Origin of the sequence: Streptomyces sp. NPDC007157 (assembly GCF_040634235.1) — a bacterium.
GTDB lineage: Bacteria > Actinomycetota > Actinomycetes > Streptomycetales > Streptomycetaceae > Streptomyces.
Map to the genome: position 1 here is coordinate 1 of NZ_JBEYFE010000013.1, position 14,494 is coordinate 14,494.

General features: G+C 68.8%; 12 protein-coding genes and 1 tRNA gene. 11 read left to right on the forward strand and 2 right to left on the reverse strand.

All coding sequences use genetic code 11. The features are described 5' to 3' along the window. Window positions 1–271: 271 nt before the first annotated feature. Entirely contained in the window at window positions 272–1,327 is a 1,056-nt protein-coding gene (locus ABZ642_RS23455; RefSeq protein WP_360487343.1) for a UDP-N-acetylmuramate dehydrogenase, read from the forward strand. 204 nt (window positions 1,328–1,531) lie between these two features. Beyond that, a complete protein-coding gene (locus ABZ642_RS23460) occupies window positions 1,532–2,200 on the forward strand; it encodes a hypothetical protein (RefSeq protein WP_360487346.1) in 669 nt (222 codons plus the stop codon). Between the two features lie 74 nt (window positions 2,201–2,274). On the opposite strand, the gene ABZ642_RS23465 is transcribed toward ABZ642_RS23460, so the two are convergent. Both ABZ642_RS23465 and ABZ642_RS23470 read right to left on the reverse strand, forming a co-directional pair. Next, a complete protein-coding gene (locus tag ABZ642_RS23465; RefSeq protein WP_360487349.1) occupies window positions 2,275–3,315 on the reverse strand; it encodes an adenosine deaminase in 1,041 nt (346 codons plus the stop codon). Window positions 3,316–3,447: 132 nt separating this feature from the next. Then, window positions 3,448–4,674, reverse strand: coding sequence for a pyridoxal phosphate-dependent aminotransferase (locus ABZ642_RS23470; protein ID WP_360487352.1), 1,227 nt, complete (start codon window positions 4,672–4,674; stop codon window positions 3,448–3,450). A 262-nt stretch (window positions 4,675–4,936) separates the two neighbouring features. Here ABZ642_RS23470 and ABZ642_RS23475 point away from each other — a divergent pair. The 9 genes from ABZ642_RS23475 (at window position 4,937) to rpoB (ending at window position 14,397) form a co-directional block, all read left to right on the forward strand. Next, window positions 4,937–5,009 (forward strand) — tRNA-Trp (locus ABZ642_RS23475). Between the two features lie 108 nt (window positions 5,010–5,117). Next, window positions 5,118–5,405, forward strand: coding sequence for a preprotein translocase subunit SecE (gene secE / locus ABZ642_RS23480; protein WP_053661906.1), 288 nt, complete (start codon window positions 5,118–5,120; stop codon window positions 5,403–5,405). An 80-nt stretch (window positions 5,406–5,485) separates the two neighbouring features. Then, window positions 5,486–6,370, forward strand: coding sequence for a transcription termination/antitermination protein NusG (gene nusG / locus ABZ642_RS23485; protein WP_360487355.1), 885 nt, complete (start codon window positions 5,486–5,488; stop codon window positions 6,368–6,370). Between the two features lie 210 nt (window positions 6,371–6,580). Then, window positions 6,581–7,015, forward strand: coding sequence for a 50S ribosomal protein L11 (rplK, locus tag ABZ642_RS23490; protein WP_037858373.1), 435 nt, complete (start codon window positions 6,581–6,583; stop codon window positions 7,013–7,015). 81 nt (window positions 7,016–7,096) lie between these two features. After that, window positions 7,097–7,822, forward strand: coding sequence for a 50S ribosomal protein L1 (gene rplA / locus ABZ642_RS23495; protein WP_360487358.1), 726 nt, complete (start codon window positions 7,097–7,099; stop codon window positions 7,820–7,822). A gap of 341 nt (window positions 7,823–8,163) precedes the next feature. After that, window positions 8,164–9,024 carry a hypothetical protein gene (locus ABZ642_RS23500; protein ID WP_360487361.1) on the forward strand — a complete coding sequence of 287 codons (861 nt, stop codon included), beginning with the start codon at window positions 8,164–8,166 and terminating at the stop codon, window positions 9,022–9,024. Window positions 9,025–9,318: 294 nt separating this feature from the next. Further along, window positions 9,319–9,849, forward strand: coding sequence for a 50S ribosomal protein L10 (gene rplJ, locus ABZ642_RS23505; RefSeq protein WP_360487364.1), 531 nt, complete (start codon window positions 9,319–9,321; stop codon window positions 9,847–9,849). A 122-nt stretch (window positions 9,850–9,971) separates the two neighbouring features. Continuing rightward, window positions 9,972–10,355: a 50S ribosomal protein L7/L12 gene (rplL, locus tag ABZ642_RS23510; RefSeq protein WP_093499670.1), complete on the forward strand. Its 384-nt coding sequence runs from the start codon at window positions 9,972–9,974 to the stop codon at window positions 10,353–10,355. A 556-nt stretch (window positions 10,356–10,911) separates the two neighbouring features. Further along, entirely contained in the window at window positions 10,912–14,397 is a 3,486-nt protein-coding gene (rpoB, locus tag ABZ642_RS23515; protein WP_360487367.1) for a DNA-directed RNA polymerase subunit beta, read from the forward strand. Window positions 14,398–14,494: the final 97 nt, after the last annotated feature.

Genomic DNA, 14,494 nt, shown 5'->3' on the forward strand with positions numbered 1-14,494 from the left:
GTGCGACCAGCCCGTCGACTTCACCCCCGGCCAACGCCGCTACCACCCGCGCAGTGTGTGGCGCACCCGCGTCCCCCAGCCCCCCGCCCGCAACCCCGGGCCCCACCCCCACACCCCCCCCCCCGCCCCCCCCGGCCGTCGTGCCGCCCTCGTCGGGGGGGCCGGCGGCCGGGGCGCGGGCGCGGGGGGGCCGGGGGCCCCACGCGCGCGTGCGGCTCGTGACGGGGAGAGCACGGAGGGAGTGTCGGTGGCGTCTCGTAGTCTTGGGCGCGTGCAGGAACTCCACGACGCCCCCCTCGCCCCCCTCACCACCTTCCGGCTCGGCGGCCCCGCCACCCGGCTGGTCACCGCGACCACCGACGCCGAGGTGATCGCCGCCGTCCGCGAGGCCGACGACAGCGGGACCCCGCTGCTGGTCATCGGCGGCGGTTCTAACCTGGTCATCGGCGACAAGGGCTTCGACGGCACCGCCCTGCGCATCGCCACCACCGGCTTCGAAGCGCGCGGTACGACGCTGGAGCTGGCGGCCGGCGAGGTGTGGACCGACGCGGTCGCCCGCACCGTCGAGGCGGGTCTCGCGGGCATCGAGTGCCTCGCCGGGATCCCGGGGTCCGCGGGCGCCACGCCCATCCAGAACGTCGGGGCCTACGGCCAGGAGGTCTCCTCGACCATCACCGAGGTCGTCGCCTACGACCGGCGGTCCGGCGAGACGGTGACGCTGGCCAACGAGGAGTGCGCCTTCTCGTACCGGCACAGCCGGTTCAAGGCCGACCCCGAGCGTTATGTCGTCCTGCGTGTCCGCTTCGGGATGGAGGACGCCGGCGGGCTGTCGGCACCCGTGCGGTACGCAGAGGCCGCGCGGGCGCTCGGAGTGGCTCAGGGGGACCGGGCGCCGCTGGCCCGCACGCGTGAGGCCGTGCTCGAACTGCGCGCCGGGAAGGGGATGGTGCTCGACCCCGAGGACCACGACACCTGGTCGGCCGGATCCTTCTTCACCAACCCGATCCTCACGGACGAGCAGCTCGCCGACTTCCACGCGCGCGTGCGCGAGCGGCTCGGGGACGAGGCCCAGCCGCCCGCCTACCCGGCGGGGGAGGGGCGTACCAAGACCTCGGCGGCCTGGCTGATCGACAAGGCCGGGTTCGGCAAGGGGTACGGCAGCGGGCCGGCCCGGATCTCCACCAAGCACACGCTGGCGCTGACCAACCGGGGCGAGGCCACGACCGAGGACCTGCTGGAGCTGGCGCGGGAAGTCGTCGCCGGTGTCCACAGGGCGTTCGGTGTGACGCTCGTCAACGAGCCGGTGACCGTGGGCGTGAGCCTGTAGCGGCCGTACCGGCGTACTGAGCGGTGCGGGGGGACCGTATCCGGCGCGGCCTCCGCTTCTCGTGGACCGCTTCAGTACGCCGCTCCCACTCCCTGCTTCACCGTTCCCGCGTTCGCCGCCCGGCTCGTGCGCACCCTGCTCGACGGAATCTCCGTTGCCGAGGGACTGGGCCGCCCGCGATCCTCATGGCATGAGGCACGCCCCATGCGGCTGAGACTGCGCGAGTTCCGGCCCCGCACCGGCCCGCGCGAGTACCGGGTCGTCCAGCCCCGACAGCCCCTGCGCCACACCTCCCTGCGCCAACCCGCGCCCGTCGGCACCCTCATGGGCGACCACGACGGGCTCAACCGGCTCGCCGGGCTGTTCTCGTTCGCCGCGCACTCACCGCACACGATCGTCCATGTGCCGCTGCGGGACGGGGTACCGCCCGACGAGGGGCAGGGGCCGCTCGTCGATCTCGTCCTGGCCCACGGCCCGCTCGGCCTGCGCGCCTCGCAGTGGCCCGGGCTGCGCCGGCGGCTGCGGCAGGGCGGGGTCCCGCTCACCGTCCGCACCGACGAGGCGCGCACCGCGCGGGACGCCGCCGCCTGGCGGGCGCGGTGGCGGTACCACGACCGCCGGGACGAGCTACGGCACACCACCCACGCGAACACCTTCTTCCTCTTCGGCGGCCGGGACGTCTTCGCCGAGACCGCCATGTCCCTGGCCTACACGGCCGGCTGGGGACCCCGGCAGAAGCGGGTGGCCGAAGGACACTCGGCACTGCTGTCGGGGCTGTGGGGGCTGCGACAGCCGCCCGGCGGCGGACACCCCGTCGAGGTGCTGGTCTGCTTCAAGGCGTACCCGCCGTACACCCACTTCCGAAGGCCCTGACGAAGGCCCCGGACGAAGGTCCCTGAAGAGGGCCCTGACGAAGGCCCGCGCGACGGCCCTGGCGAAGGCCCCGTTCAGGACACCGGCGCGGCGAGCCACTCGTCGACGCCTGTCAGGAGCTTCGCCTTCACGTCCTGCGGCGCCGCCGAACCCTGTACCGACTGCCGGGCCAGCTCCGCCAGTTCGGCGTCCGTGAAACCGTGGTGCACGCGCGCGATGTCGTACTGGGCGGCCAGGCGGGAGCCGAACAGGAGCGGGTCGTCGGCGCCCAGCGCCATCGGGACGCCCGCCTCGAAGAGCGTGCGTAGCGGGACGTCCTCGTGCTTCTCGTAGACGCCCAGGGCCACGTTGGAGGCCGGGCACACCTCGCAGGTGATGCCCCGCTCCGACAGGCGCCTGAGCAGCCTCGGGTCCTCCGCCGCCCGCACGCCGTGCCCGATCCGCGAGGCGTGCAGATCGTCCAGACAGTCCCGCACCGACGCCGGACCGGTCAGCTCGCCGCCGTGCGGGGCCGCCAGCAGCCCGCCCTCACGGGCGATGTGGAACGCCCGGTCGAAGTCCCGCGCCATGCCCCGGCGCTCGTCGTTGGAGAGCCCGAAGCCGACCACGCCCCGGTCCGCGTACCGCACGGCCAGCCGCGCGAGCGTGCGCGCGTCCAGCGGGTGCTTCATACGGTTCGCGGCCACCAGGACGCGCATGCCGAGGCCCGTCTCCCGGGACGTCGTCTCCACCGCGTCCAGGATGATCTCCAGCGCCGGGATCAGCCCGCCCAGGCGCGGGGCGTACGACGTCGGGTCCACCTGGATCTCCAGCCAGCCCGAGCCGTCCTTGATGTCCTCCTCGGCGGCCTCGCGGACCAGTCGCCGGATGTCCTCGGGCTCTCTCAGACAGGAGCGCGCGGCGTCGTACAGCCGCTGGAAGCGGAACCAGCCGCGTTCGTCGGTGGCCCGCAGTCTTGGTGGCTCGCCGCTGGTCAGGGCGTCGGTCAGCGCCTCCGGAAGGCGGACACCGTATTTGTCGGCCAGTTCCAGGACGGTCGCCGGCCGCATCGAACCGGTGAAGTGCAGATGCAGATGAGCCTTCGGCAGCTCAGAGACATCACGTACGTGCTCCATTCCAGGATCCTGCCGTACGCGACCGCCGTACCGGTAGCCGATTCCCCTTTAGTGGCCTTGCTCGCACACGCGAACGGGCCGCCTCCCGGTGGGGAAACGGCCCGCACGCGCGCGTGGAGCGCGGAAAGATGGTCAGTCCTGCGCCTCGGCCAGCAGCTTCTGCATCCGGCTCACGCCCTCGGCGAGGTCCTCGTCACCGAGCGCGTACGACAGCCGCAGGTAACCGGGCGTGCCGAAGGCCTCGCCGGGTACGACCGCGACCTCGGCCTCCTCCAGGATCAGCTCGGCCAGCTCCACCGAGGAGGCCGGGCGCTTGCCGCGGATCTCCTTGCCGAGCAGCGCCTTGACCGACGGGTACACGTAGAAGGCGCCCTCGGGCTCCGGGCAGACCACGCCGTCGATCTCGTTGAGCATCCGCACGATGGTCCTGCGGCGCCGGTCGAAGGCCTCGCGCATCTTCGCCACGGCCGCCAGGTCGCCGGAGACGGCGGCCAGTGCGGCGACCTGCGCCACGTTGGAGACGTTCGAGGTGGCGTGCGACTGGAGGTTAGTGGCCGCCTTGACGACGTCCTTGGGGCCGATGACCCAGCCCACCCGCCAGCCCGTCATCGCGTACGTCTTGGCGACACCGTTGACGACGACGCACTTGTCACGCAGCTCGGGCAGGATCGCCGGCAGCGAGGTGAACTTCGCGTCGCCGTAGACGAGGTGCTCGTAGATCTCGTCGGTCAGCACCCACAGGCCGTGCTCGACGGCCCAGCGGCCGATCGCCTCGGTCTCGGCCTCGCTGTAGACCGCGCCGGTCGGGTTGGACGGGGAGACGAAGAGCAGGACCTTCGTCCTCTCCGTGCGCGCCGCCTCCAGCTGCTCCACGGTGACGCGGTAGCCGGTGGTCTCGTCGGCGACCACGTCCACCGGGACACCGCCGGCGAGACGGATCGACTCCGGGTACGTCGTCCAGTACGGGGCGGGGACGATGACCTCGTCGCCCGGGTCCAGAATCGCGGCGAAGGCCTCGTAGATCGCCTGCTTGCCGCCGTTGGTGACGAGGACCTGGCTCGCGTCCACCTCGTAGCCGGAGTCGCGCAGCGTCTTCGCGGCGATCGCGGCCTTCAGCTCGGGCAGACCGCCGGCCGGCGTGTACCGGTGGTACTTCGGGTTCTTGCAGGCCTCGATCGCGGCGTCGACGATGTAGTCCGGGGTCGGGAAGTCGGGCTCACCGGCGCCGAAGCCGATCACCGGGCGCCCGGCGGCCTTCAGGGCCTTGGCCTTGGCGTCCACGGCGAGGGTGGCGGACTCGGAGATCGCGCCGACTCGGGCGGAGACCCGGCGCTCGGTGGGAGGGGTTGCAGCGCTCATGGGGCCCATCGTTTCAGACCGGAAACCTGCCTGGCACGCCGGTTTCACAGACTGAACAACCACGGGCCGGACCGTGAACAAGCGTGCGGATCCCGCCCCCCGCCAGGACGATCTTCCGTACGGTCGCCCCGGACTGCCACTTTCTGTTCGACGCGGCGCCGCGGACCACGTACACTCTCTCCTCGTTGGCCTTCAGCAGGCGCGACCGAGCGGGTGCACTCCGAGCACTCGGCCGGATGCGGTACGTTGGGGGACACAGCAAAGGGTCGTAGCTCAATTGGTAGAGCACCGGTCTCCAAAACCGGCGGTTGGGGGTTCAAGTCCCTCCGGCCCTGCTACACACACCGCCAGGATGTGTGCGCATGTACGTACAAGCATTGCACCGCCGTGCGGCTCAGGAACCGGGCGCGGCACGGCCACGACCCGGGATCAGGTGAGGATGAATGACGGACGCCGTGGGCTCCATCGATACGCCTGATGCCCAGGACGAGGTGTCGGAGTCCAAGAAGAAGGCCCGCAAGGGCGGTAAGCGTGCCAAGAAGGGCCCGCTGAAGCGCCTCGCCACCTTCTATCGCCAGATCGTCGCGGAGCTCCGCAAGGTCGTCTGGCCGACTCGTAACCAGCTGACGTCGTACACCACCGTGGTGATCTTCTTCGTCGCCATCATGATCGCTCTGGTGACCGTGATTGACTATGGACTCAACCACGCTGCCAAGTACGTCTTCGGCTGAGCACAGAGCGAAGGGCGCCGTGGTACCGGCGCCCGTTTTCGCATGTTCCACCCCTATGTATCCAGGAAGAAGCAGCCATCGTGTCTGACCCGAACCTGAACGACGACGCCACCGAGCCCCGCGGGCAGGCGGCTGAGACGGTCGACGACGAGCTCGACATCGTCGAGGGCGCGGACGAGCAGGACGAGTTCGAGGCTGCAGAGGCCGAACTGGGGGAGCCGGCCGAGGAGACCGCGGTCCACGTCGAGGACGAAGACGAGGACGTCGACGCGGAGGAGACCGACGAGTCCGCCGAGGCAGACGCCGACGAGGCCGAAGAGGCCGCCGAGGAAGAGCCCGCCGAGCCGGTCGACCCCGTCCAGGCGCTCCGCGAGGAACTGCGTCTGCTGCCGGGCGAGTGGTACGTCATCCACACCTACGCCGGCTACGAGAACCGCGTGAAGACCAACCTGGAGCAGCGCGCCGTCTCGCTGAACGTCGAGGACTACATCTTCCAGGCCGAGGTGCCGCAGGAAGAGGTCGTCCAGATCAAGAACGGCGACCGCAAGACCATCAAGCAGAACAAGCTGCCCGGTTACGTGCTCGTCCGCATGGACCTCACGAACGAGTCCTGGGGCGTCGTCCGCAACACCCCGGGTGTCACCGGCTTCGTCGGCAACGCCTACGACCCCTACCCGCTGACCCTGGACGAGATCGTCAAGATGCTCGCGCCGGAGGCCGAGGAGAAGGCGGCGCGCGAGGCGGCGGAGGCCGAGGGCAAGCCGGCGCCGCAGCGTAAGGTCGAGGTCCAGGTGCTGGACTTCGAGGTGGGCGACTCGGTGACGGTGACCGATGGTCCGTTCGCCACGCTGCAGGCCACGATCAACGAGATCAACCCCGACTCCAAGAAGGTCAAGGGTCTGGTGGAGATCTTCGGGCGTGAGACGCCCGTCGAGCTTTCGTTCGATCAGATTCAGAAGAACTGAGTCGGTCGTTCGTCGACTGAGGGCCGGTGGGGCCGCATCAACGCGGCCCCGCGCCCCTAAGTAGGACAGGTCAGGGTCGGCTCCGGAGTGAGCCCCCTGACCTCCTCGTTTTTGGCCGCGCATCCATACCCGTTATCGTTGTGCGGTATGCCTGTGTCCGGGTGGTCCCCGGGTGTGGGCAGGACCCGAATGGAAAGGACCCGGAGAGCTATGCCTCCCAAGAAGAAGAAGGTCACGGGGCTTATCAAGCTCCAGATCAACGCCGGTGCGGCGAACCCGGCCCCGCCGGTCGGCCCCGCGCTCGGTCAGCACGGCGTCAACATCATGGAGTTCTGCAAGGCCTACAACGCCGCGACCGAGTCGCAGCGCGGTTGGGTCATCCCGGTCGAGATCACGGTCTACGAAGACCGCTCCTTCACCTTCGTGACCAAGACCCCGCCGGCCGCGAAGATGATCCTCAAGGCCGCTGGTGTCGAGAAGGGCTCCGGCGAGCCCCACAAGACCAAGGTCGCCAAGATCACCGAGGCGCAGGTCCGCGAGATCGCCCAGACCAAGCTTCCCGACCTGAACGCCAACGACCTGGACGCCGCGTCGAAGATCATCGCCGGCACCGCCCGTTCCATGGGCATCACGGTCGAGGGCTGAACCCCACCTTCGTAGAACCACCGTGGTAGGGCCTGCTCGGCCCGTACACCACGACTCCTTCAGAACCCACAGGAGCAAGTTGTGAGCAAGCGCAGCAAGGCCCTTCGCGCTGCGGACGAGAAGATCGACCGGGACAAGCTGTACGCCCCGCTCGAGGCCGTCCGTCTCGCCAAGGAGACCTCCACGACCAAGTTCGACGGCACCGTCGAGGTCGCCTTCCGCCTGGGTGTCGACCCGCGCAAGGCCGACCAGATGGTCCGTGGCACCGTGAACCTCCCGCACGGCACCGGTAAGACCGCCCGGGTCCTGGTCTTCGCGACCGGTGACCGTGCCGAGGCCGCGCGTGCCGCGGGCGCCGACATCGTCGGCGCCGACGAACTGATCGACGAGGTGGCGAAGGGCCGTCTGGACTTCGACGCCGTCGTCGCCACCCCGGACCTCATGGGCAAGGTCGGCCGCCTCGGCCGCGTCCTCGGCCCGCGTGGTCTGATGCCGAACCCGAAGACCGGCACCGTGACCCCGGACACCGCCAAGGCCGTGACCGAGATCAAGGGCGGCAAGATCGAGTTCCGCGTCGACAAGCACTCGAACCTGCACTTCATCATCGGCAAGACGTCCTTCGACGACGACAAGCTGGTGGAGAACTACGGCGCCGCGCTGGAGGAGATCCTCCGTCTCAAGCCGTCCGCCGCCAAGGGCCGCTACATCAAGAAGGCCGCCATCAGCACCACGATGGGCCCCGGCATCCCGGTCGACTCGAACCGCACCCGCAACCTCCTCACCGAGGAGGACCCGGCCGCCGTCTGAGCCCCGCGCTCGGTCCGGTAGCCGCGTCAGGGACGCGTCAGCATCAGGACGGGCCCCGCAACCCGAGAGGGTTGCGGGGCCCGTCCCGTTTTCCGATGTGGGGCTCCGGCCCGTTTTCCGGTCTGGGGCCCCGTCCCGTTTTCCGATGTGGGGCTCCGGCCCGTTTTCCGGTCTGGGGCCCCGTCCCGTTTCCCGGTGTGGGGCCCGGCCTCGTCTTTCGGTGTGGGGCCCGGTCTCGTTTTCCTGGCTGCGCCGGCCCGGCCTTCGGTGGGCTTCCGCCCCGGCCGTCAGCGGCCTGAGTTAGCGTCAGGGGTGCGGGACTCGTATGGGGGTGGGCCGAGATGACGAGGTCGAGGGTGCGCCGGGCGGCCGTGGCGATCGCGGTGGCAACCACGCTGACCGGGGCGGCCGCCTGCACCTCCGCGTCCGGCCCGGCCCCCGAGGGCAGCGGCACCGCCCCTCAGGCCCGCGCCCTCGCCGCCCTGCGCTCCGCCGAGCGGTCCACGCACCTGGCCCGGTCGGTGCGGGTCCGCTCCACCACGGCCCTGGGCTCCCTGATGTCCACGAAGGCCGAGGGCGCCCTCGACTGGACGGACGACCTCACCGGCACGCTCACCATCACGTACACCGGCGGCAGCACCGCCGACCTGATGCGCGACCTCGACTCCACGTCCCTGGAGACCCGCTACCTCCAGGACGCCTACTACGCCAAGGTCGGCCCCGCATTCGCCCGCCGGCTGGGCGGCAAGCACTGGATCAAGTACCCGTACGACTACCTGGCCACCCTGGGCGGCGGCGCGGGCGCGATGATGGCCGACCTGATGCGCACCACCACGCCCAACCGGTCGGTGCGCCTGCTGCTCGCCTCCGGGGACGTACGCAGGACGGGCGAGGAGCAGGTCTTCGGCGTGCACACCACCCACTACTCGGGCACGGTGAGCGTCTCCGACCTGAGCGGCCGGAGCGAGCTGCGCGACCAGCTCGCCCAGGCCGGCGTCGGCACCGAGACCGTGGACATCTGGATCGACGACAAGGACCTGCTGGTCAAGAAGGTCGAGAAGGCCGCCACGGCGAACGGCGCGATGACCCAGACCGCCTACTACAGCGACTACGGCGTGCGGGTCACCGCCGAGCGGCCCCCGGCCGGCGACACCGAGGACCTCAGGACGCTGCTGAAGAAGCCGGGCGGCACCGCCTCCTGAGCCCCGCACGGCGGCGTCGCAGGGCCGGATTTGCTCGACAGTGCACCGGTCCCGTACTCTCCTAACGAAGCCAAAGACCGCTGGTCGTTGCCGTGTGCTCGTAAGAGGGCGCGGCGGCCGAAGGATCCGCTGAACCGCGGACGACCCGCGCAGGTGACTGTGGAAGTGCTCCCGGGACACGCGCTCAGGTGTGTGTGATCGGTCGAGCTACGCCCCGTGCGCCTGCGCCGGGGCGTTTCGTTTTCCCAGCCCCTTCTGAGCGGTCCTCATCACCCGGAAGGAGGCCGACGCTCTATGGCAAGGCCCGACAAGGCTGCCGCGGTAGCCGAGCTGACGGAGCAGTTCCGCAGCTCGAACGCCGCCGTGCTGACCGAGTACCGGGGTCTCACCGTGGCGCAGCTCAAGACGCTGCGTCGTTCGCTCGGTGAGAACGCCCAGTACGCCGTGGTGAAGAACACGCTGACCAAGATTGCGGCCAACGAGGCCGGGATCTCGACGCTCGACGACCTGTTCAACGGTCCGACGGCGGTCGCCTTCGTCACCGGTGACCCGGTGGTGTCGGCGAAGGGTCTTCGTGACTTTGCCAAGGACAACCCGAACCTCGTCATCAAGGGCGGTGTCCTTGACGGCAAGGCGCTGTCCGCCGACGAGATCAAGAAGCTTGCGGACCTCGAGTCCCGCGAGGTTCTGCTCGCCAAGCTGGCGGGCGCCATGAAGGGCAAGCAGACGCAGGCTGCTCAGCTCTTCCAGGCGCTTCCCTCGAAGCTCGTCCGCACCGTGGACGCGCTCCGTGCCAAGCAGGACGAGCAGGGCGGTGCCGAGTAATTCGGCTCCCGAAATGACCGCCGCCTGAGGCTCCCCGCCCGAGGCAGAGGTCGTTAGCGGGCCGAACGTACGCCCGCCAGACATGTACATCCGGCACCAGCCGAATTAGTGGAAGGAAAGCCATCGTGGCTCTCACCCAGGACGAACTGCTCGCCGAGTTCGAGGGCATGACCCTCATCCAGCTCTCCGAGTTCGTGAAGGCGTTCGAGGAGAAGTTCGACGTCACCGCCGCCGCCGCGGTTGCCGTCGCGGGCCCGGCCGGTCCGGCCGCCGCCGCCCCGGTCGAGGAGGAGAAGGACGAGTTCGACGTCATCCTCACCGGTGCCGGCGACAAGAAGATCCAGGTCATCAAGGTCGTGCGTGAGCTGACCTCGCTCGGCCTGAAGGAGGCCAAGGACCTCGTGGACGGCGCCCCGAAGCCCGTCCTCGAGAAGGTCGCCAAGGACGCCGCCGAGAAGGCCGCCGAGTCCCTCAAGGGCGCCGGCGCCTCCGTCGAGGTCAAGTAAGGCCTCTGAGGTCGACCAGACCTCTGTGCGCTGAAACACGTCCTCCGGGGCTGTAACGCGCGGACCGCGAAGAGCGATCATCCATCCGGGTGGTCGCTCTTCGGCGTTCCTGGGAGGCCGACCACGGTTGCCTTGCACCCGCTCCGGCGGGGGGTATGGTGATCTTCGTCGTGTCCCTGGCGCACCGGGTTTGCGCAGGGGGGCCTTGACGAACCGCACGCAGCGCGCAATTCTCAGGACGCGTCGCCAGAACGGTCCGAATCCGAGGCATGGATCGGCGACGAAGAGGGCAGTATCAACGTGCGTTGAAGGCAGGCATGTGACGCAGGCGTTGACGATGGCGAGGGTCTCAGAAAATGGAGACTGGACATCAGTGTGCCAAGTGGCTACACTGACCCTTTGCGCTGCCTGTTAGCTGTCCCCTGCCCGTCACCAGGGGTCTGCCCTCACCCGAATGCCGACGACCGAACCTCCTCTGACTTGGGGTTTCCGTCTCTGTGTCCGGGAAGGGACCGGGGAGCGCGTAGTGAGTCCGAGCCCTCGGAAGGACCCCCTCTTGGCCGCCTCGCGCACTGCCTCGAACGCGAATACGAACAACGGCGCCAGCACCGCCCCGCTGCGCATCTCTTTTGCAAAGATCAAGGAGCCTCTCGAGGTTCCCAACCTGCTCGCGCTGCAGACCGAGAGCTTCGACTGGCTGCTCGGCAACACCGCCTGGCAGAGTCGGGTCGAGGAGGCTCTGGAGTCCGGTCAGGACGTCCCCACCAAGTCCGGTCTGGAGGAGATCTTCGAGGAGATCTCCCCGATCGAGGACTTCTCCGGGTCGATGTCGCTGACGTTCCGCGACCACCGTTTCGAGCCGCCGAAGAACAGCATCGACGAGTGCAAGGAGCGCGACTTCACGTACGCCGCCCCGCTCTTCGTCACGGCGGAGTTCACCAACAACGAGACCGGTGAGATCAAGTCCCAGACGGTCTTCATGGGCGACTTCCCGCTCATGACGAACAAGGGCACCTTCGTCATCAACGGCACCGAGCGTGTCGTGGTGTCGCAGCTGGTCCGTTCGCCCGGTGTCTACTTCGACTCCTCGATCGACAAGACGTCCGACAAGGACATCTTCTCCGCCAAGATCATCCCGTCCCGGGGTGCCTGGCTGGAGATGGAGATCGACAAGCGCGACATGGTCGGTGTCCGTATCGACCGCAAGCGCAAGCAGTCGGTCACCGTGCTGCTCAAGGCGCTCGGCTGGACCACCGAGCAGATCCTCGAGGAGTTCGGCGAGTACGAGTCCATGCGCGCCACCCTGGAGAAGGACCACACCCAGGGCCAGGACGACGCGCTGCTCGACATCTACCGCAAGCTGCGTCCGGGCGAGCCCCCCACGCGCGAGGCCGCGCAGACGCTCCTGGAGAACCTGTACTTCAACCCGAAGCGTTACGACCTCGCCAAGGTCGGCCGCTACAAGGTCAACAAGAAGCTGGGCGCGGACGCCCCGCTGGACGCCGGCATCCTGACCGTCGAGGACATCATCTCGACGATCAAGTACCTGGTGAAGCTGCACGCCGGCGAGACCGAGACGGTCGGCGACAGCGGTGGCTCGATCGTCGTCGAGACCGACGACATCGACCACTTCGGCAACCGTCGTCTGCGCAGCGTCGGCGAGCTCATCCAGAACCAGGTCCGTACGGGTCTGGCCCGTATGGAGCGCGTCGTGCGTGAGCGCATGACCACCCAGGACGTCGAGGCGATCACGCCGCAGACCCTGATCAACATCCGGCCGGTCGTCGCCTCCATCAAGGAGTTCTTCGGCACCAGCCAGCTGTCCCAGTTCATGGACCAGAACAACCCGCTGTCGGGTCTCACCCACAAGCGCCGTCTGTCGGCTCTTGGCCCGGGTGGTCTCTCCCGTGAGCGGGCCGGCTTCGAGGTCCGTGACGTGCACCCGTCGCACTACGGCCGTATGTGCCCGATCGAGACCCCCGAAGGCCCGAACATCGGTCTGATCGGCTCGCTCGCCTCCTACGGTCGCGTCAACGCGTTCGGTTTCGTCGAGACCCCGTACCGCAAGGTCGTCGACGGCCAGGTCACCGACGAGGTGGACTACCTGACCGCCGACGAAGAGGACCGATTCGTCATCGCGCAGGCCAACGCCGGCCTCAACGACGACATGCGCTTCTCCGAGAACCGCGTCCTGGTCCGCCGCCGTGGCGGCGAGGTCGACTACGTCGCCGGTGAAGACGTGGACTACATGGACGTCTCGCCGCGCCAGATGGTGTCGGTCGCGACCGCCATGATCCCGTTCCTGGAGCACGACGACGCCAACCGTGCCCTCATGGGCGCGAACATGATGCGTCAGGCCGTGCCCCTCATCAAGAGCGAGTCCCCGCTCGTCGGCACCGGCATGGAGTACCGCTCCGCCGTCGACGCCGGTGACGTGGTCAAGGCCGAGAAGGACGGTGTGGTCCAGGAGGTCTCCGCGGACTACGTCACCACCGCCAACGACGACGGCACCTACATCACCTACCGGCTGGCCAAGTTCTCCCGCTCCAACCAGGGCACCTCGGTCAACCAGAAGGTCATCGTCAACGAGGGCGACCGGATCATCACGGGCCAGGTGCTCGCCGACGGTCCCGCCACCCAGAACGGCGAGATGGCGCTCGGCAAGAACCTGCTCGTGGCGTTCATGCCGTGGGAGGGTCACAACTACGAGGACGCGATCATCCTGTCGCAGCGCCTCGTGCAGGACGACGTCCTCTCCTCGATCCACATCGAGGAGCACGAGGTCGACGCCCGTGACACCAAGCTCGGCCCCGAGGAGATCACCCGGGACATCCCGAACGTCTCCGAGGAGGTCCTCGCCGACCTCGACGAGCGCGGCATCATCCGGATCGGTGCCGAGGTCGTCGCCGGTGACATCCTCGTCGGCAAGGTCACGCCCAAGGGTGAGACCGAGCTGACGCCGGAGGAGCGCCTGCTGCGCGCGATCTTCGGTGAGAAGGCCCGTGAGGTCCGTGACACCTCGCTGAAGGTCCCGCACGGCGAGATCGGCAAGGTCATCGGCGTCCGCGTCTTCGACCGCGAGGAGGGCGACGAGCTGCCGCCCGGCGTCAACCAGTTGGTCCGTGTGTATGTTGCGCAGAAGCGCAAGATCACCGACGGTGACAAGCTGGCCGGCCGACACGGCAACAAGGGTGTCATCTCCAAGATCCTGCCGATCGAGGACATGCCGTTCCTGGAGGACGGCACCCCGGTCGACATCATCCTCAACCCGCTGGGTGTCCCGTCCCGAATGAACCCGGGACAGGTCCTGGAGATCCACCTCGGCTGGCTCGCCAGCCGCGGCTGGGACGTCTCCGGCCTCGCTGACGACTGGGCCCAGCGCCTCCAGGTCATCGGCGCCGACCAGGTCGCCCCGCGCACCAACGTCGCCACCCCGGTCTTCGACGGTGCCCGTGAGGACGAGCTGGCGGGTCTGCTGCAGCACACCATCCCGAACCGCGACGGCGACCGCCTGGTGCAGCCGTCCGGCAAGGCGCGGCTGTTCGACGGCCGCAGCGGTGAGCCGTTCCCGGACCCGATCTCCATCGGCTACATGTACATCCTGAAGCTGCACCACCTGGTCGACGACAAGCTGCACGCCCGGTCGACCGGCCCCTACTCGATGATCACCCAGCAGCCGCTGGGTGGTAAGGCCCAGTTCGGTGGCCAGCGGTTCGGCGAGATGGAGGTGTGGGCGCTGGAGGCTTACGGCGCCGCATACGCCCTCCAGGAGCTGCTGACCATCAAGTCCGACGACGTCACCGGCCGCGTGAAGGTCTACGAGGCCATCGTCAAGGGCGAGAACATCCCCGAGCCCGGCATCCCCGAGTCCTTCAAGGTGCTCATCAAGGAGATGCAGTCGCTCTGCCTGAACGTGGAGGTGCTGTCCAGCGACGGTATGTCCATCGAGATGCGTGACACCGACGAGGACGTCTTCCGCGCTGCGGAGGAGCTCGGCATCGACCTGTCCCGGCGCGAGCCGAGCAGCGTCGAAGAGGTCTGACGGGAGTCCGGTAGGGGCCTCGCCACCGTGTGAGGCCCCCGCCGACCCCCAGGCCCCCGTATCAGACCAAAGACTCACAACCCTGAGAGGGATTGAC

Coding starts and splice junctions, on each gene's coding strand:
- ABZ642_RS23460 (WP_360487346.1), top strand. CDS start 1,532: ATGCGGCTGAGACTGCGCGAGTTCCGGCCCCGCACCGGCCCGCGCGAG.
- ABZ642_RS23465 (WP_360487349.1), bottom strand. CDS start 3,315: ATGGAGCACGTACGTGATGTCTCTGAGCTGCCGAAGGCTCATCTGCAT.
- ABZ642_RS23470 (WP_360487352.1), bottom strand. CDS start 4,674: ATGAGCGCTGCAACCCCTCCCACCGAGCGCCGGGTCTCCGCCCGAGTC.
- secE (WP_053661906.1), top strand. CDS start 5,118: ATGACGGACGCCGTGGGCTCCATCGATACGCCTGATGCCCAGGACGAG.
- rplK (WP_037858373.1), top strand. CDS start 6,581: ATGCCTCCCAAGAAGAAGAAGGTCACGGGGCTTATCAAGCTCCAGATC.
- ABZ642_RS23500 (WP_360487361.1), top strand. CDS start 8,164: ATGACGAGGTCGAGGGTGCGCCGGGCGGCCGTGGCGATCGCGGTGGCA.
- rplJ (WP_360487364.1), top strand. CDS start 9,319: ATGGCAAGGCCCGACAAGGCTGCCGCGGTAGCCGAGCTGACGGAGCAG.